Raw genomic sequence first — 18,293 nt, forward strand, 5'->3', positions numbered from 1 at the left:
AATTATTACTACCTGCCAGTTACAAATGGGAATGACAGAATTGAAAGTAGGAAGTGTATGGAATACCATGCCAGCTCACGTGCACGATCGTAGAATGGAAGTTTATTTCTACCTAGATGTACCACAAGATCAAGCGGTATGTCACTTCATGGGGCAACCACAAGAAACACGTCATATATGGATGCATAATCACCAAGCGGTGATATCACCACCATGGTCTATTCACTCAGGTTCTGGAACTTCTAACTATACCTTTATTTGGGGAATGGCAGGAGAGAATCTAGATTATAACGATATGGACGTGGCAAAAATCACAGATCTTAAATAATCGACTATGAATCTATTTGATATTAAAGGTAAAGTAGCATTAGTTACTGGTAGTACACATGGTCTAGGAATGTCTATGGCACATGGATTAGGACTTGCTGGTGCCACTATAGTAGTCAACGGGAATTCATCTCAGCAAAAAATAGATGATGCCGTTGCTCATTATAAAGAAGCTGGAATAAACGCTGTAGGATACAAATTTGATGTATCAAATGAAGCAGCTGTTGAAACCGCCATTCAACAAATAGAAAGAGAAGTTGGTCCTATAGACATTCTTATCAATAACGCAGGAATCATAAAAAGAGTTCCGCTAGCAGACATGGATGTGGAAGAGTTCAAACAAGTTGTGAATATCGACTTAGTAAGTCCTTTTATAGTTTCTAAGCATGTGGTAAAAGGCATGATGGAACGTAAGGCTGGAAAGATTATTAATATATGTTCTATGATGAGTCAATTAGGTAGAAATACGGTAGGTGCTTATGCCGCTGCAAAAGGTGGACTGGTCATGCTTACTAAAAATATGGCAACAGAATGGGCAAAGCATAACATACAAGTGAATGGTATAGGTCCAGGATATTTTGCCACGACCCAAACTGCTCCCATTAGAGTAGATGGTCATCCTTTTAATGATTTTATTGTGAACCGTACACCAGCAGCAAAATGGGGCGATCCAGATGATCTAGCAGGTGCGGCAATATTCTTATCTTCACAAGCTAGCAATTTTGTAAATGGTCATATATTGTATGTTGATGGCGGTATACTAGCGACTATAGGTAAACCTTCAAATGAAGATTAAAATGCAGAAAAGTATCTTTTTAATTCTTTTGTTGTTATGTATTTCCTGTGCTGATGAATCTGCAGAGATTATATCGGTAACTGTGAGTAATCCATTAGACATCAGTAGATCTTTTGAAACGGTTGAGATTGATATTTCAGATGTTGATTTAAATGAAAACTCTCTAGAGGTAGTAGATGTCGAAACAAAAGAAGTTATCATATCTCAAATCGTAGATTATAGTCCAATCGGTGATGTAAATAAAGTTCTTCTTTTTCAACCTGAAATTGCCGCTAATGGTAAATCTACATTTAAGATTAATTTGATAGAAAAAAAAGAAATCGATTCTAGCTTGATTCGCTGTTACTCGCGCTTTGTACCAGAACGCACTGATGATTATGCGTGGGAAAACAATAGAGTCGCTTTTAGAACCTTTGGTCCTGTTGCGCAAAAAATGGTAGAAGATGGAGTCAAAGGCGGTACCTTAACTAGTGGTATAGATGCATGGTTAAAACGTGTGGAATATCCTATTATCAATAAGTGGTATGAGAGAGGTGTTATTGAAAAAGGTGCTTATCATAAAGATATAGGTGAAGGTTTAGATAATTTTCATGTTGGCGTGAGCCGTGGTGTAGGTGGTATTGCTGTAAAAACAGATTCTTCTTATGCGGTGTCTAAAAATTTCACAACTTGGAAAACGATTACTACAGGTCCTATACGAACCAGTTTTATTTTAGACTATGAAGACTGGGACGCTAAAGGAAATGTAATTAGTGAAAAAAAGCATATTTCTCTAGATTATGGACAGAATCTAACTAGATATTATATTAAATTAAAAGGTACAGATAAGGTTTCTGTCGGTTTAACATCTCATAAAAAAGATGGTGAAGTTAGTACCGATAAAGACGAAGGATGGATGAGTTATTGGGAACCTTTTGATGACTCTGAATTAGGTCAAGGTGTCGTTATGGCTAACCCAGAAGGTATAACAGCTTTTAATAATTATCTCACTGATAAAAAGGATGAAAGCAATTTATATGTCCAATCAAACATTTCTGGCTTTATTGAATACTATGCAGGGTTTGGATGGAAAAAAAGTGGTCAATTTGAATCAAAAGAAGACTGGAATAAATACTTGGCTCTTTTTTCTAAATGTTTAGAAAATCCATTGCAAGTAACGGTCCTACAATCATCAAATTGATATGAATTTAAATAGAATAAAATTACTTTTAATGTTGATACTGTTTTTAGGAATTACCTTTTCCTGTAAACAAACATCAGATACTAAGGTGATGTACTTAGGACATACATTACCTCAATCACATCCAGTACATAAGGGTATCGTAGAATTCCAAAAGGCACTTGAAAAAAAATCAAATGGTTCTTTAATAGTTAAGATTTTTCCTGATGCACAATTAGGTTCAGAGAGAGAAGTGCTAGAATTACTGCAAATAGGATCTGTAGCTGCTACCAAAGTAAGTGCTGCAACACTTTCTAATTTTGTGCCAGAATATAATGTTTTTGGGATGCCATATTTGTTTAGAGATAAACAGCATCAATTTGAAGTTCTAGAAGGTGAAATAGGTAAATCTATTTTAGAAAAAGGAAGTGAGTTTTGGTTACGTGGATTGTGTTATTATGATGCTGGTAGTAGAAGCTTTTATACTAGTGACAAGGCTATAAGAACACCGGACGACTTGAAAGGTCTCAAAATAAGAGTAATGAATAATCAGATGGCCATTAATATGGTCAACTCCATGGGTGGTTCTGCTACACCGCTATCTTATGGAGAGTTATATACCGCGATTCAACAAGGAGTAGTAGATGGTGCTGAAAACAATCCACCTTCATTTGTTTCATCTAATCATTATGAGATTAGTAAATACTACACTTTAGACCAGCATTCAACTTTACCAGATGTATTATTAATAGGCACTAAGTATTGGGATAAGTTATCAGATCAAGAAAAAAACTGGGTTCAAGAAGCGGCTGATGAATCTGCTCAAGCTCAAAAAGTATTCTGGAATGAATCTGTTGAAGCATCTATGAAAACAGCAAAAGCAGCTGGAGTAGAAATTATCATTCCTGAGAAGAACTTATTTGCTGAAAAATCAAAACCTGTCTTGGATAAATTTCTCAAGGAATTTCCTGAATTAGCGCCAATGGTAAATCAAATTAAAAATAAGGACTAATGACTAAATCTGAACTTATCTTTAATAGAGTAAATAAAATCCTTGAATGGACTATAATTATGATTTTTGCGCTTTTAGTTCTGGACGTGCTGTTTCAAGTTTTCTCAAGATATGTTATAGGTGAATCTTTTACATGGACGGAGGAATTTGCAAGATTTTCATTAATATGGATAACTATTCTAGGAGCGGCCTATTTAAATGGAAAAAAAGAGCATTTGTCAATGGATTTTTTATATCAAAAATTCTCACCTTACAATAAAAGAAAAGTTGCGGTACTAATTGAAGTACTGATATTTTTATTTGCCCTAATCGTGATGGTAATCGGTGGCTTGAATTTAGTTTATACCACGTTACATCTAGGACAATTATCAGGAACACTGAGAATTCCACTTGGATATATTTATGCTATAATGCCATTTAGTGGTGTCTTAATTATGTGCTATTCCATATATCATATTTTAAGCATTTATTCCAACATAAACAGGAAGTAGTTATGAGTATAGAAGTTATAAGTATTATCGTGTTGTTTGTGAGCTTTTTTGCGCTATTGTTATTGAAAGTTCCGGTAGCATACAGTATAGGAATAGCAACTACGTTAAGCCTTTTGTTGAATATTGATAAGCTACCTGCTATAACTACAATTGCCCAACGCATGACTACAGGTATAGATAGTTTTGCATTATTAGCAATTCCGTTTTTTATTCTTGCTGGTGATATTATGAAACGAGGAGGCATAGCCACGCGGCTCATAAATTTTGCTAAATCATTGGTTTCAAGTTTACCTGGAGGATTAGCTTATGTTAATATTTTAGCATCAATGTTGTTTGGTGCAATTTCTGGTTCTGCACTTGCAGCGGCGTCTGCCATTGGTAGTATAATGACAGACAGAATGGAAGAAGAAGGTTATCCTAGAACCTTAAGTGCATCGGTAAATATAACGGCTTCTACTACTGGATTACTGATTCCTCCTAGTAATATATTGATTATTTATGCTTTAGCGAGTGGCGGAACAGCTTCAGTAGCGGCTTTATTCATTGCAGGCTATCTTCCTGGTATATTACTAGGGATTGCGATTATGGGTTATGTCACGTTCATTGCGATTAGTAAGAGGTATGCAAAAGGTAAACGAGCAACATTCTTTGAAATTTGGACGTATTTCAGAAAAGCATTTTTTAGTTTGTTGTTATTAGTGATTGTTGTAGGTGGTATTGTCGCAGGTGTTTTTACAGCTACAGAAGCTTCAGTAATTGCTGTGTTATACGCTGCTGTGTTATCGTTAGTGTATGGTGATATGAAAGTTAAAGATTTTTCAGGAGTTCTTTTATCTAGTGCTAAGACTACTGCAACTGTAATGTTTTTAATCTGTACATCAATGGCTATGTCATGGTTGTTTTCTTTTGAAGGTATTCCTGAAATGATTAGTTCATTCTTACTTGAATCTTTAAATAATAAATTTGCCCTTTTTTTAGCTATTAATCTTATCTTACTTTTGGTTGGAACATTTATGGATATGACTCCTGCAGTTCTAATTTTCACACCAATATTTTTACCTGTTGTGACTGCCTTAGGAATGGATCCTGTGCACTTTGGGATCGTAATTGTTTTAAATTTAAGTATCGGAATTTGTACGCCACCGGTGGGAACGCTGCTCTTTGTAGGAAGTGGTGTTGCAAAAGTTTCCGTAACTCAGGTGATAAAACCACTATTACCATTCTTACTTATTATGGTCGTTGTGTTGATGCTTATCAGTTTTATTCCAGAAATATCTATGTTTTTACCACAATTATTTGAATTGTAGTTAGATTTATTTAAACCAAATAATGTTAATTGACATATTTGGAATCCAATGGTAATTCTATATCATTATCTAAGAATTGATATTCCTAATTTAACAAAATGGTCCATTTTATAAAGTAAGACATATCCGATTCTAAAATATCAAGTCCTATTTTATTATTGAAGCTATCAGAAATACCAGTAGTTGGTTCTATTGCTATTGTATTTCTTTTAGACGGTGTATACAATTGTAAAAAGTTGTTTTTAGATGTTGAGGAGATTTCTAGGTTATATTCTGGTGTCAAAAATTCAATTTTATTAGAGTTTAAAATAAAACAGTCATCTAGCTGTTTGTTTTCAATTTGTAATATTTCATTAGCAGGATACTCTTCAATACCAGTAGTAATCATTCGATTGCCTAAAACTACTTTTTTATTACAGTTAAATTTCACCTTACTACTGTATAAATCCTTACTCAAAAAATATGGATGCCAGCCTATTGTGAAAGGAAAATCTTTGAAATCTGTATTTTTTACGCACACATCTAGATGTAATCGATTTTCACTTAGAATGTATGTCAATTGAATTTTATAAGTATAAGGAAAGCCTCTGCTTCTTTCAAATTCTTCGTATTCTAGTGTAATTGAAGCTTCCCATTCCGTAATCTTCTTACTAACAATTTTAAACACTTTATTATAAACAAAACCATGCAATGCATTGTTTTCCTCTTTATGGTTAGTTTTTATTTGATATTGCTTTTCATTAAAGGTGTAGATACCATCTTTGATTCTATTAGCAAACGGAAATAAAATTGATGATGCATAGGTATCCTCATACTTAAGTGGAAACAAATCTTTTATTATCGGTTTGCCCTTGATCGTTAACTCATTCAAGCTTGCTCCTTGATTTAAAGATATAGCGGCATGGGATTTTTGACTTGAATTTATCAATTTTACCTGATGTGATTTATGATCCTTGAGATATTCTATTTTATACATTTTAATTTAATATTTATAACAAAATAAATTCCTAAGCTATATCTGTCTTACTTAGTAACAATATCCATTAATTCCATAACTCTTAATCCTTCATGAGCAGAACATGGATTGTCTCGTTTACCAAGAAAATATTCTACTGTTGCTTCAATCATAGGATATTGAATATTTTCAGGATGTTTAAATTTCAAAACTTCTAAGAAATCGCTTGTATTGATTTCTATTTGATTCCCAAAAATAGAAAGTGTAATCTCACCTGAGCTTCCATATATTTTTAATTCATCTTTTATTGAGATTTTGTTTACATTAAAAGCCCACAAACCTCTGCATTGAATCCCATTTTTAAGTTCAATGATACCATTTACTACATCGTCGATATCATAGGTCTTACTCTGATTCCTAGCAAAACCATGTGCGTGTTTAAAATCACCTAATAAATAGTAAATCAAATCTAATTGATGAGGTGCTAAATCATGAAAAAAACCTCCGCCAGAGATCTTTCTATTAACACGCCAGTTATCTTCAGTGTTCGCTATAATATTTGTTTTTGGATACTGTAATAATTGTATGTCTACACAACGAATCTCTCCTATGACGTCATCAACTAAAAGCTTTTTCAGGTTTAAAAACATGGGTAACTGTCTTCTGTAATGTGCGACAGTTAACTTAGCCGTACTTGTTTGAAGAGCTTCAATAATTTGTAGTGCTTCTATAGAATTAAGTGCCATTGGTTTTTCTATATAGACATTTTTGTTACACTTTAAGGCTTTTAAAGCATATTCTAAATGGCTAGATGGCGGAGTAGCAATATAAATGGCGTTTATAGAATCGTTATTTAGTAATTCGTTAGCATCGGTATACCATAAAGGAACTCGATGTCTCTTTGCATAATCTTTGGCCTTCTCGGCATCTCTGCGCATGACTGCGACCAGTTTTGAACCTTTTATTTTGTTAAAAGCTGGGCCGCTTTTTATTTCAGTAACGTGACCACACCCTATAATTCCCCAGTTTACAGCTTTCATATTATTTAAGTTGAAAGTAATTTATGCAATGTGAAAATATTATTATTCATGATTTTTGTATGTGTATTTTGTTTTTCGAAAACTCATTTTTTCCAAATGTTAGACTATGCTCGTATGAGATTTTGATTATTGAGCTTTGATAAAAGGCTGTTCAACCGATAAATTAACTTATTAATTTTAATTAATCCGTCCTGTGCTTTACTGATTAACTTTATGAATATATGAGAAAAGGTTAAAAGTGAATTTACTCTTAAATAATTGATTTGATCTTAAAAGGCAGTATAGTGCAGGACATAAGTTGTGATGCGATTTTATAATCTTGTAACTATAGTTACAGATTTACATTTGCGACTTTATGGATTCAAAAATTACTCTTAGATGAAGATTCAATATTTTATTAATTGCATAGTTTTTTCACTTCTGTTTTTAGGATGTGAATCTAAAAGATCGATATCATACAATGATGGTGATTTGCCTCAAGGAAACAGAACAAAGTATAATTTTAATCTAGATTGGAAATTTATACAGGAGAATCCAGAAAATGCACAAATAGTAGACTATAATGATGGATCTTGGACAACTGTAAGCTGTCCACATACATTTAATGATGTAGACTCATTTGATGATTATAGTCTAGGCCATCATAATGGAGAAGAAAATCAGTGGAGAGGAACCGTTTGGTATCGTAAGCATTTTAAACTACCAGATTCTGATAAAGGAAAAAAAGTATTTATTGAATTTGAATCCGTAAGGCAAATAGCAGATGTCTACATTAATGGAAAACATATTGGGCAAAACCAAACTGGGTTTATTCCTTTTGGGTTTGACTTAACACCTTATATCAATTTCGGTTCTGAAGACAATATTATTGCAGTAAAAGTTAACAATGATAGAGGTGACCATTTTAGAGACAACTTTCCGTTAGTATGGAATCATGAGCACTGGCATCCTACACATGGTGGCATATACAGAAATGTATTTTTACATACCATGGACCCTTTACATATAACATTACCATTATATGATAATTTGAAAACTGTAGGAACGTATGTGTATGCTGAAAATATAAGTGATAAAAACGCAGATATTTTTGTGAATGCGGAAGTTAAAAATGATTCTGATACTGAAAAAACGATAACCTTAGAAGCTCAAATTATAGATGAAGATGGAATGGTGGTCCAAACGTCAACTTCAGAAAAAACATTTGCTGTTGGTGAAAAATTCACATTTTCAACCCATACAAGTCTTACAAATCCAAAACGTTGGTACACACGTCACCCTTATATGTATAAAGTTTTGACACTTTTAAAAGAAGGTGATGAAATAGTGGATGCTTATGAAACACCATTAGGGATTCGTAGTTTCGAGTTTAATAAGGATACTGGATTTTCTAATAATGGTGAATATGCTAAGCTACATGGATGGGGACAAAAGCCAACGAATACTTGGGCTGGCTTAGGTGCTGCATTGCCAGATTGGTTGCGCGACCATACGTTTCAATTAATGGATGAAGCAGGTGGTAATTTTATTCGTTGGGGACACTGTGCAGGTTCACCAGCTGAAATTGACATGGGAGATAAATATGGTTTTGTAACCTTAATGCCAGGAGTTAGTGGAGAGTCTGAAGATGAAGGTGAAACTTGGGACATTCGTATTGCTGCCTTTAGAGATATGATTGTCTATTATAGAAATCACCCTTCAATTTTTATATGGGAAGGCGGTAATTGGGCTGAAAGTGCAGCACATTATGAAGAGATTCTGGAAATCATTAATACTTATGACCCAAGCGGAAAGCGTTTAATGGGAAATAGAAGAGCTGATGTAAAAACGGATTCTGAGGATTATATATCTATTGAAATAGGTACCGAAGGTTGGGAAAGAGAATATCCAAATTTACCTATTGTAGAAAGTGAATATATGCGAGAAGAAGCACCAAGACGTATTTGGGACAAACATTCACCAGATGATAATTTCTTTAGCCATCCAAATATTCAAAAAAACACGTATAAGATTACTTCAGAACAGTATGCAGTTCGGCAAGTAGAGCATTGGTGGGATAAAATGGGGAAAAAAGCCTATCATGTTGGTGGAGCTAATTGGGTTTTTTCGGATGGAACTCATGGTGGTCGTGGTCAAACCGAAGCGACACGAGCAAGTGGAGAAGTGGATGCTGTACGTTTGCCTAAAGAGGCGTTTTATACTACTAAAGCCATGTGGAGACCAGAACCACAGGTCCATATTGTTGGTCACTGGAATTATAAAGAAGGTACCAAAAAAGACATATTCGTGGTTTCAAACACAGCTAGTGTAAAATTATACATCAACGATAAATTGATATCTGAAAATAAAACACCAGAAAGTGGATACCTCTATACATTTAAAAGTGTTGATTGGACAGCCGGAGAAATTAAGGCAGAAGGTATTATCAATAACGAGGTTAAAGTTACTCAAACTAAGTCAACAGCAGGACAACCTGTGGCTTTAAAATTAACACCAATTACAGGTCCAAAAGGTTGGCAAGCTGATGGTTCTGATATTGCACTTATTGATGTCGAAGTGGTTGATGCCAAAGGTAGAAGATGTCCATTAGCCACAGGACGTGTAGATTTTACTATTTCAGGGCCAGCAATTTGGCGTGGTGGCTATAATAGTGGTAAAGAGCATTCAACAAATAACCTGTATTTAGATATTGAAGCAGGTATCAATCGAGTTGCAGTGCGTTCGATTTTAGAAGCAGGAACCGTTTCAATTATCGCTACTCAAAAGGGCTTGCCTTCCGCTAGTATAGAGTTAACTTCTAATCCTGTAGAAATTAAAAACGGATTAACAACGGTTTTACCTCAGGTATTTGAAGATGTATTGACTGAAGAGCCTATGCCTGTGCATACACCTGAAATTCCTGAGTACATTCCAGGTAAAACGAATAAAAGTAAGTTGTTTACAAAGTTTAGTTATACTGGTGATGGTAAAGCTATGCTTCGTACCAATATGCATTGGGGAAAAAAGGCATATACCGATATGGAGGAGAACTATACTGTTGTGCCAAAGTATTTGAGAGGTGCAGAATATATTAGAACACCAAATTCGGATAACAGGTATTGGGCGCGCGATTTATTACAATTCATAGCAGGCGCAAATATGGATATTTATGTGTTTCACGATGACACAGTGCCACGACCAGAATTTCTTTTAGAGGATTTTAAGGATACTGGAGATGATATCACTGTGGGAAAAGTAAAGATGTCTATTTTTTATAGAAAATCAGTTAAAGGTGAGAGTATTGTTATGGCAGGTAATAGTGATGACGATGCACCAGATGAGAGCAGAATGTATACTGTAGTTGCTAAAAAGAGAAACAATTAAAATAATATTAAGGGTTAGTCGATAAATGAATTATTACTTAGGATTAGATATAGGGAGTTCATCCATAAAAGCGGCTTTAGTAGAAGTTGAATCAGGAAAGAGTTTAGGAGTTGTACAAGAACCAAAAGAAGAAATGGGTATGTATGCTCAAAAAAATGGTTGGGCAGAACAAAACCCGAATGATTGGTGGCAACATATCTGTACAGCAATTAAACGACTTAAAAAAGAACACAACATCAATAGGACGCAAATAAAAGGTATCGGCATATCTTATCAGATGCATGGCCTTGTTTTAATCGATAAAGCAGGTAACCCATTACGCAAAAGCATCATTTGGTGTGATAGTAGAGCTGTTGATATAGGAAATAAAGCCTTTGATGAAATTGGCAATGAGAAATGTTCATCTCATCTATTAAACTCTCCAGCAAACTTCACTGCATCTAAATTAAAATGGGTACAGGAAAATGAGCCAGATATTTATGAGAAAACATATAAATTCATGTTGCCTGGCGATTATATAGCCTATAGGTTTTCAAATACCATAAACACAGCTATTTCTGGATTATCAGAAGGTATCTTTTGGGATTTTAAAAACAATAGTATAGCCGATTTTCTATTAGAATATTATGGTTTCAATAAAGAACTAGTTCCTGAAATTGTTGAAACATTTGGCGTTCAATCTTTAGTAGATGAAAAAGGAGAAGCAGAAAGCGGACTGGCAGCAGGAACACCTATCTTATATAGAGCTGGTGATCAACCTAATAATGCACTTTCTTTAAATGTATTTAATCCAGGAGAAGTTGCTGCCACAGGTGGAACATCTGGCGTCTTTTACGCGGTTACAAAAAGTTTATCTGGAAAAGAAAGCACGCGAGTCAATAATTTTGCACATGTTAATTATTCAGCCGGAAATAAAACAATAGGTAAATTATTAAATATTAATGGAGCAGGAATTCAATATCGATGGTTATTAAATAACCTATCAGTTGATTCTTATGAAGAAATGAATAACTTGTCTTCGCAAATTCCTGTAGGCTCAGACGGTTTATGTATTATTCCCTTTGGAAATGGTGCAGAACGTATGCTTAATAATAAAAGCATAGGAACCCATATAGTAAACATAAATTTAAATAACCATCATAAAGGACATCTCTGTAGAGCTGCTTTAGAAGGTATTGCATTCTCTTTTGTATATGGTATGGAAATTCTGAAATCAGATGGTATAGAACCTAGTGTTATCCGTGCTGGTAACGACAACTTATTCCGTTCAGAAATATTTACAAAAACTGTAGCTACTTTAATAGGTCAGGATATTGAAATTTACAATACCACAGGTGCTATTGGTGCAGCTCGTGCAGCGCATTTGCACAAAGGTGACTTTGAAGCGTTCGGTAAAGTGATTATGAATAATGATTTTGTAATGACATTTAAACCACTAATAGATAAGATACCTTATGAAGATGCATATAAAAATTGGAAAAAAGAATTGAAATTAACTTTGAATAAATAGTTTTTGAGCGTTACCTAAAAGGTCGGGCTTTCCGTTTCAATCTTTTTATTCGTTCCTTGTAAAAAGGATTTTCACTGCAATCCCTAACGCAAATGCAGTGTTATCATAAAAATACGATTATATAAAAAACAAAATTAAATAAACTTATAATGGCGATAATAGGAAATAGAGAATACTACAAAGATATAGATCAAATTAAGTATGAAGGTAAAACCTCAGATAATCCTTTGGCTTTTAAATACTATAATCCAGAGCAAGTTATTGCAGGTAAAACCATGCGCGAGCATTTTAAATTTGCCATAGCCTACTGGCATACATTCTGTGGTCAAGGTAGTGATCCGTTTGGTCCTGGCACACAAAATTTTGCTTGGGATCAATCGTCAGATCCTGTACAAGCCGCAAAAGATAAAGCAGATGCTGCTTTTGAATTCATTAGTAAAATGGGATTTGATTATTTCTGTTTTCACGATTATGATTTAATTCAGGAAGGCGCAACATTTGCAGAGTCTGAAGAAAGATTAGCTACCATTACAGATTATATAAAAGAGAAACAAGCTCAGTCGGGTATCAAATTACTTTGGGGAACGGCAAACTGTTTTTCTAATCCTCGATATATGAATGGCGCATCTACAAATCCAGATTTTGATGTGGTTGCAAGAGCAGGTGGACAGATTAAATTAGCCTTAGACGCTACCATTAAATTAGATGGAGAAAATTACGTTTTTTGGGGAGGAAGAGAAGGTTACATGTCTTTGTTAAATACAGACATGGGACGTGAATTAGATCACATGGGACAATTCCTAGCAATGGCAAGAGATTACGCACGTTCTCAAGGTTTTAAGGGAACGTTCTTTATAGAGCCTAAACCTATGGAACCTATGAAACATCAGTATGATTTTGATTGTGCAACAGCAATAGGCTTTTTAAAAGAATATGGTCTAGATAAAGATTTCAAAATGAATATTGAGGTGAACCATGCTACGCTGGCACAACATACCATGCAGCATGAATTAGCCGTAGCAGCTAAAGCAGGAATGTTGGGAAGCATAGATGCTAATAGAGGAGATTACCAAAACGGCTGGGACACAGATCAATTTCCTAACAATATACAAGAGACAACAGAAGCTATGTTGCTATTTCTTAAGGCTGGAGGCTTGCAAGGTGGAGGAATAAATTTTGATGCAAAAATTAGAAGAAATTCAACTGATATAGAAGATGTGTTCCATGCACACATAGGTGGAGCAGATACATTTGCTAGAGCCTTACTCACAGCAGATAAAATCATCACATCTTCACCTTATGAAAAACTAAGAAAAGAGCGCTATGCTTCATTCGATTCAGGTAAAGGGAAAGATTTTGAAAATGGCAAATTAGCATTACAGGATTTATACAAGATTGCACAGGAAAATGGTGAACTTCAGCTTAAAAGTGGTAAGCAAGAACTATTTGAAAATATTATTAATCAACATATCTAAACGCTTACTAATTAATTTAACTAACCATGGCAACATCTGCAAAATCAGGATACCTTTTAAAACTTACATTAGTAGCAACTTTGGGTGGTTTGTTATTTGGGTATGATACAGGAGTGATCTCGGGAACAGTAGGTTCTTTAGAGAGCTTCTTTGTAATTCCTAAGGGCCTATCAGAAAATGAGGCAAATGCATTTAAAGGCTTTTTAGTTTCCAGTGCACTAATTGGCTGTATAATTGGTGGTTTTTTTGGTGGTCTTGTAAGTAAAAAGCTAGGAAGAAAAAAAGGTCTCATATTAGCTGCAATTCTATTCTTGATTTCTGCTCTCGGTTCAGCAATGCCCGAAATGTTCATTAAACCTATTGGGGAATTAGATCATACGTTTTCAACCATCTTTATAGTATATAGAATTTTAGGAGGTATTGGCGTTGGTTTAGCCTCCATGCTATCACCACTATATATCGCAGAAATTGCTCCGGCAAAAAGCAGAGGGAAGTTGGTGTCTTTTAACCAATTAGCTATTGTAGGAGGTTTTATGGTTGTTTATTTTGTGAACTATTTTATCTCTAAAGGTGGAGGTTCTGATGGATGGTTGAACGAGGTTGGATGGAGATGGATGTTTGCTTCAGAAGTTATACCAGCTGGTTTGTTTTTAGGGCTTTTATTTGTTGTGCCAGACACACCACGATCTTTAATCTTGAGGAATAAACAGGATGAAGCTCTTGATGTTCTTGTAAAAGTGAATGGAGAAAAAGAAGGAAACATTATATTAGAAGAAATAAAAGGCTCGGTAGTTCAAACCTCTGGGAAACTCTTGTCTTTTGGATGGTTCGTGATTCTTATTGGTGTTACGCTTTCAATTTTACAACAATTTGTGGGTATTAATGTCGTCTTATACTATGCACCAGAAATTTTCAAGAAAATAGACCCAAATACAGATGGGGCTTTATTACTTACAATTGTAGTTGGTGTTGTGAACTTCCTTTTTACAATAATAGCGATTAGAACAGTAGATAAATATGGAAGGAGGCCATTAATGATAATCGGTGCTCTAGGTATGGCTGTAGCGATGTTCTTGTTAGGGTTTGTTTTTTATGGTGGCGCAACCGGCTATGTAGCACTCGCATGTATGATGTTGTATGTAGCGAGTTTTGCCATGAGTTGGGGACCTATAACTTGGGTGATGCTTTCAGAAATATTTCCTAATAAAATTAGAGGTAAAGCGATGGCTATAGCGGTCGCAGCACAATGGATATCTAATTACTTGGTGTCATTAACCTTCCCAATGATGGATGATAATACATACTTAACCGAACAATTCAATCATGGCTTTGCATACTGGATTTATGGGATTATGTCATTGTTAGCCATGATTTTTATCTGGAAATTGGTTCCGGAAACTAAAGGCATCACATTGGAAGATATGGGGTTACTATGGGATAAAAAGAATGGCTAAAAGTGTAATTACATTTAGTTTTGATTTTTTATTTAATTGAATTTAGAATTTAGCATATACTTCTTCGATTACCTGTGCCTATTGAATAAAGGGGTGAAGTGCTATCTATATAGCAACTATATGATGCTGTAGGTATCTTACGAAAACGTGGTAGTGGCAGTATAGTACAGGATACCGTTACCTGATATTATTTATAAAATTGTTAAGAATTATTTAATGTATGATTGATCTTGATTTATCAATTTTTCTTAACAACTCTAATTTAACTAAAATTAAACTACAGATGAAACAAATTTTTAAAGTACGGTTGCCTTTATCGATGCTCTCATTGTTTATGGCAATAATGTTTTCCAGTTTCACTACAGCTCTACATGCACAAAACACGATTACTGGTAAAATTATTGGTGAGGATGGAGAGCCACTTCTTGCCGTAAATGTTTTTCAAAAAGGTACTAGTGTAGGTACGACTACTGATATTGATGGGAATTATTCCATAAACATGGTGTCTTCTGGAGAGCCTGTTTTAATATTTTCATTCGTAGGATATGAAACTAAAGAAATATTAGTAGGATTGGAAACTTCAATAAATATTACATTAGTTGAAGAACTCGAAAGTCTTGATACTGTCGTTATCATAGGATATCAGGCTGTGGATAGAGAGAAAGTTCTAGGTGCAGTGTCAACGGTTAAAGCCAAAGAAATTGAAAAGGCTACACCTGTCCAGGCTTTTGATGCTGTTCAAGGTAGAGTAGCAGGTGTACAAATTTTAAATAACAATGGTCCCGGTCAGGGTTTCGATATTCGTGTAAGAGGGGTTTCTACATTTGGTAGTGGTACCTCACCGCTTTACGTTGTAGATGGTCAGCAACTTGATAATATTGATAATTTAGATCCTGGAGATATTGCATCTTTAGAAGTTTTAAAAGATGGAGCTACTGCTGCTATTTATGGTTCTAAAGCGGCTAATGGTGTAGTTATAATCACTACCAAAGGTGGGAAAACCGGTAAAACACGAATTGATGTTACAAATATTACTGGTTTTAATAGTCTTGTAGGTGATTTACGCGTGGTAAATACTGAGGAACGTTTTCTCCTAGAAAGATTAAGATCTGGAAATCCAGACAACTTAACAAGATTAGAAAGGGATAGTCTAAGTTTACTTAGAAGAAATGATTTTGATTTACAGGACTTACTTACTAGAACAGCTGTTAGAAGTCAAACAAATGTCGCGTTTAGCGGTGGAACTGAAAAAGTTAAATATTATTGGAATACTGGATTTTTAAGAGAAGATGGAATTGTAATTAATAGTGGATTTAAAAGAATCAATACGCAATTAAGGCTAGATTTTTCACCTACCAAGAAATTTAAATTTGGTACTAGAAATACGATCACGCATCAAGATAAAGAAGGACTAACTGAGGGTGGTATTTTCACCCATTTAGTTGAAAGATTACCTTATCTACCTTTGAGAAATCCTGATGGGAGCTTTACACCCACCATCGGTGGTCGTAAAAACCCACTTGCCTTCGCAAACCTTCAGAAGAGGGATGATAGAGATTGGAGGATACAAACTTTTAATTACGCGCAATATGAAATCCTTCCAAAGCTAACCTTTAAATCTACCTTGGGAATCAATTTTAGATATAGAAAGCGCGATGATTTTGATACTAGGTTAATAGCTAACAGGTTTGAAACTGGATTTGATCAAGGTCGTGTACGTCAAGATTTAACTTACGATATTCAGCAGGAAAACTTTATGAATTATAATAACAAATGGAACGATCATAGTTTCGGAGCATTTGCTGGTATGCAATTTCAAAGATATGTCATTGAAAATACTGATTTTAGATCTAGAGAGTTTGCTAATGGGTACATTGAAACGTTGAATAATGCTAATCCGGGAACAATTACAGGTGATAATAATTCTAATCAAAGACATAATCTATATTCCTTATTTGGTGGTTTTAATTATGATTATAAGAATAAGTATCTTCTAGGCGCAACTATTAGACGTGACGGTTCGTCAAGATTTGGAGCACAGAATAAGTTCGGTTATTTTCCATCAGCTACACTTGGGTGGAGAGCCAGTAAAGAAAAGTTTCTCGAAGATAGCAGAGTAGTAAATAACTTACTGTTCAAAGCTAGTTGGGGTATTGTAGGTAACGAAAGAATAGGTAACTATTTGTTTACAGGTGTTCTTGAGCCTGGATCTGCATATGCTGGAATATCTGGAATTGCACCTACTAGACTTGGTAACCCTGAATTATCATGGGAACAAACAGAGTCTATAAATTTAGGTGTTGATTTAGGGCTTTTTAAAAATAGACTTCAGCTTAATTTAGATTTTTGGCAAAAAACCACTACGGATCTATTGGCTACAACACCATTGCCAGAAGAATCAGGGTTTACAGGAATAATTAGGAATGCTGGAGCCGTAGATAATCGTGGTGTCGATTTTAATATTACAGGTGATATCATCGATACAGAAGATTTTACTTGGACTAGTAATTTCAATATAGGATACTTACAAAATAAAGTGACAAGTTTAGCAAACGGAACTGAGTTTTTTGCTGGTCCTAATTCTAGTTATGTTATAAGAGAAGGTGAATCAATCGGTAGTATTTTTGGTTATGATAATCTGGGAGTTTATCAATATGATGAATCTAATGCTTATGCTGACAACGGTACGAGATTAACACCAAATTTTGATCAGGACGGTAATTTTGAAAATTATACTTTAAATGGTGAGCTTTACACCGGTAATGTTAATCAGATTAGATTATCAGGTAGAACTCTTCAAGGAGGAGATATTATTTGGAACGACATTAATGGAGATTTTTTAATAACCGCAGATGATAGGAAAATACTAGGAAATGGTTTAGGTACCACTTATGGAGGTTTCTCTAATGATTTCAGGTATAAAAACTTTACGGTAAGTGTGCTTTTTGACTATACATTAAATGTTGATATCTATAGTAGGTGGGATGAATTGAGAAATGACTTTGCTGCTGGTTCAGAAAGTCCAGGCCCAGAGCGTATTTATGGTGCGTGGACTCAACCTGGAGACGATACTGTCTATCCTAGACTTGATAGGGTTCCTCAAAATAGATTGAGACCTAATAGTTTCTTTGTTACTGACGGAAGCTTTATTAAGTGGCGTTACATACGTTTCGAATATAAATTCAATGAAAAGTTATTATCTAAATTACCTTTTGTTCAAGGGGCTTCAGTTAATTTAGCTATTAATAATGTATTAACTTGGACTAATTACAACGGCTATAATCCTGAACTTGGAAATAGAGGTAGTGCGTTAACACCTGGATTGGATGATTTAAGATATCCTAATGATAGAGAAGTTATATTGGGATTAAGGGTTAACTTATAAAAGATGAACATTATGTTAA

General features: G+C 34.7%; 13 protein-coding genes. 11 read left to right on the forward strand and 2 right to left on the reverse strand.

Going from position 1 to position 18,293, the window contains the following annotated elements; translation table 11 throughout:
- The 6 genes from IL45_RS01395 to IL45_RS01420 all read left to right on the forward strand — a co-directional run.
- On the forward strand, positions 1-328 hold a 328-nt coding region (locus tag IL45_RS01395; protein WP_036579391.1), incomplete at its 5' end, for a 5-deoxy-glucuronate isomerase.
- A 6-nt stretch (positions 329-334) separates the two neighbouring features.
- Positions 335-1,123: a gluconate 5-dehydrogenase gene (locus tag IL45_RS01400; RefSeq protein ID WP_036579393.1), complete on the forward strand. Its 789-nt coding sequence runs from the start codon at positions 335-337 to the stop codon at positions 1,121-1,123.
- On the forward strand, positions 1,113-2,303 hold the full coding sequence (locus tag IL45_RS01405) for a DUF4861 family protein (RefSeq protein WP_235183308.1): 1,191 nt from the start codon (positions 1,113-1,115) through the stop codon (positions 2,301-2,303). The genes IL45_RS01400 and IL45_RS01405 overlap by 11 nt, the downstream gene beginning before the upstream one ends.
- 31 nt (positions 2,304-2,334) lie before the next feature.
- Positions 2,335-3,294: a TRAP transporter substrate-binding protein gene (locus tag IL45_RS01410; RefSeq protein ID WP_106200929.1), complete on the forward strand. Its 960-nt coding sequence runs from the start codon at positions 2,335-2,337 to the stop codon at positions 3,292-3,294.
- Positions 3,294-3,785 carry a TRAP transporter small permease gene (locus tag IL45_RS01415; RefSeq protein ID WP_036579399.1) on the forward strand — a complete coding sequence of 164 codons (492 nt, stop codon included), beginning with the start codon at positions 3,294-3,296 and terminating at the stop codon, positions 3,783-3,785. Before IL45_RS01410 ends, IL45_RS01415 begins: the two co-directional genes overlap by 1 nt.
- Positions 3,786-3,787: 2 nt before the next feature.
- The gene (locus tag IL45_RS01420) at positions 3,788-5,092 is read left to right on the forward strand and encodes a TRAP transporter large permease (RefSeq protein WP_200875659.1); all 1,305 of its coding nucleotides are present in this window, start codon (positions 3,788-3,790) and stop codon (positions 5,090-5,092) included.
- A gap of 85 nt (positions 5,093-5,177) precedes the next feature.
- On the opposite strand, the gene IL45_RS01425 is transcribed toward IL45_RS01420, so the two are convergent.
- Both IL45_RS01425 and IL45_RS01430 read right to left on the reverse strand, forming a co-directional pair.
- A complete protein-coding gene (locus IL45_RS01425; protein ID WP_036579400.1) occupies positions 5,178-6,068 on the reverse strand; it encodes an aldose 1-epimerase in 891 nt (296 codons plus the stop codon).
- Positions 6,069-6,115: 47 nt separating this feature from the next.
- Entirely contained in the window at positions 6,116-7,087 is a 972-nt protein-coding gene (locus tag IL45_RS01430) for a Gfo/Idh/MocA family protein (RefSeq protein ID WP_036579403.1), read from the reverse strand.
- A 378-nt stretch (positions 7,088-7,465) separates the two neighbouring features.
- On the opposite strand from IL45_RS01430, the gene IL45_RS01435 reads away from it, so the two are divergent.
- The 5 genes from IL45_RS01435 (at position 7,466) to IL45_RS01455 (ending at position 18,274) form a co-directional block, all read left to right on the forward strand.
- Positions 7,466-10,450: a glycoside hydrolase family 2 protein gene (locus IL45_RS01435; RefSeq protein WP_051788602.1), complete on the forward strand. Its 2,985-nt coding sequence runs from the start codon at positions 7,466-7,468 to the stop codon at positions 10,448-10,450.
- Positions 10,451-10,475: 25 nt separating this feature from the next.
- The gene (locus tag IL45_RS01440; RefSeq protein WP_036579406.1) at positions 10,476-11,960 is read left to right on the forward strand and encodes a xylulokinase; all 1,485 of its coding nucleotides are present in this window, start codon (positions 10,476-10,478) and stop codon (positions 11,958-11,960) included.
- Between the two features lie 149 nt (positions 11,961-12,109).
- A complete protein-coding gene (gene xylA, locus IL45_RS01445) occupies positions 12,110-13,435 on the forward strand; it encodes a xylose isomerase (protein WP_036579408.1) in 1,326 nt (441 codons plus the stop codon).
- Between the two features lie 26 nt (positions 13,436-13,461).
- Positions 13,462-14,889 carry a D-xylose transporter XylE gene (gene xylE / locus IL45_RS01450; protein ID WP_036579412.1) on the forward strand — a complete coding sequence of 476 codons (1,428 nt, stop codon included), beginning with the start codon at positions 13,462-13,464 and terminating at the stop codon, positions 14,887-14,889.
- Positions 14,890-15,172: 283 nt separating this feature from the next.
- Positions 15,173-18,274, forward strand: coding sequence for a SusC/RagA family TonB-linked outer membrane protein (locus IL45_RS01455; protein ID WP_160165376.1), 3,102 nt, complete (start codon positions 15,173-15,175; stop codon positions 18,272-18,274).
- Positions 18,275-18,293 lie beyond the last annotated feature (19 nt).

It is taken from the genome of Nonlabens ulvanivorans (genome assembly GCF_000732625.1).
Classification (GTDB): domain Bacteria; phylum Bacteroidota; class Bacteroidia; order Flavobacteriales; family Flavobacteriaceae; genus Nonlabens; species Nonlabens ulvanivorans.

Bases quoted from the DNA above. Each gene is read 5' to 3' on its own strand.
- IL45_RS01400 (WP_036579393.1), top strand. From the start codon at position 335: ATGAATCTATTTGATATTAAAGGTAAAGTAGCATTAGTTACTGGTAGT.
- IL45_RS01405 (WP_235183308.1), top strand. From the start codon at position 1,113: ATGAAGATTAAAATGCAGAAAAGTATCTTTTTAATTCTTTTGTTGTTA.
- IL45_RS01410 (WP_106200929.1), top strand. From the start codon at position 2,335: ATGTTGATACTGTTTTTAGGAATTACCTTTTCCTGTAAACAAACATCA.
- IL45_RS01415 (WP_036579399.1), top strand. From the start codon at position 3,294: ATGACTAAATCTGAACTTATCTTTAATAGAGTAAATAAAATCCTTGAA.
- IL45_RS01420 (WP_200875659.1), top strand. From the start codon at position 3,788: ATGAGTATAGAAGTTATAAGTATTATCGTGTTGTTTGTGAGCTTTTTT.
- IL45_RS01425 (WP_036579400.1), bottom strand. From the start codon at position 6,068: ATGTATAAAATAGAATATCTCAAGGATCATAAATCACATCAGGTAAAA.
- IL45_RS01430 (WP_036579403.1), bottom strand. From the start codon at position 7,087: ATGAAAGCTGTAAACTGGGGAATTATAGGGTGTGGTCACGTTACTGAA.
- IL45_RS01435 (WP_051788602.1), top strand. From the start codon at position 7,466: ATGAAGATTCAATATTTTATTAATTGCATAGTTTTTTCACTTCTGTTT.
- IL45_RS01440 (WP_036579406.1), top strand. From the start codon at position 10,476: ATGAATTATTACTTAGGATTAGATATAGGGAGTTCATCCATAAAAGCG.
- xylA (WP_036579408.1), top strand. From the start codon at position 12,110: ATGGCGATAATAGGAAATAGAGAATACTACAAAGATATAGATCAAATT.
- xylE (WP_036579412.1), top strand. From the start codon at position 13,462: ATGGCAACATCTGCAAAATCAGGATACCTTTTAAAACTTACATTAGTA.
- IL45_RS01455 (WP_160165376.1), top strand. From the start codon at position 15,173: ATGAAACAAATTTTTAAAGTACGGTTGCCTTTATCGATGCTCTCATTG.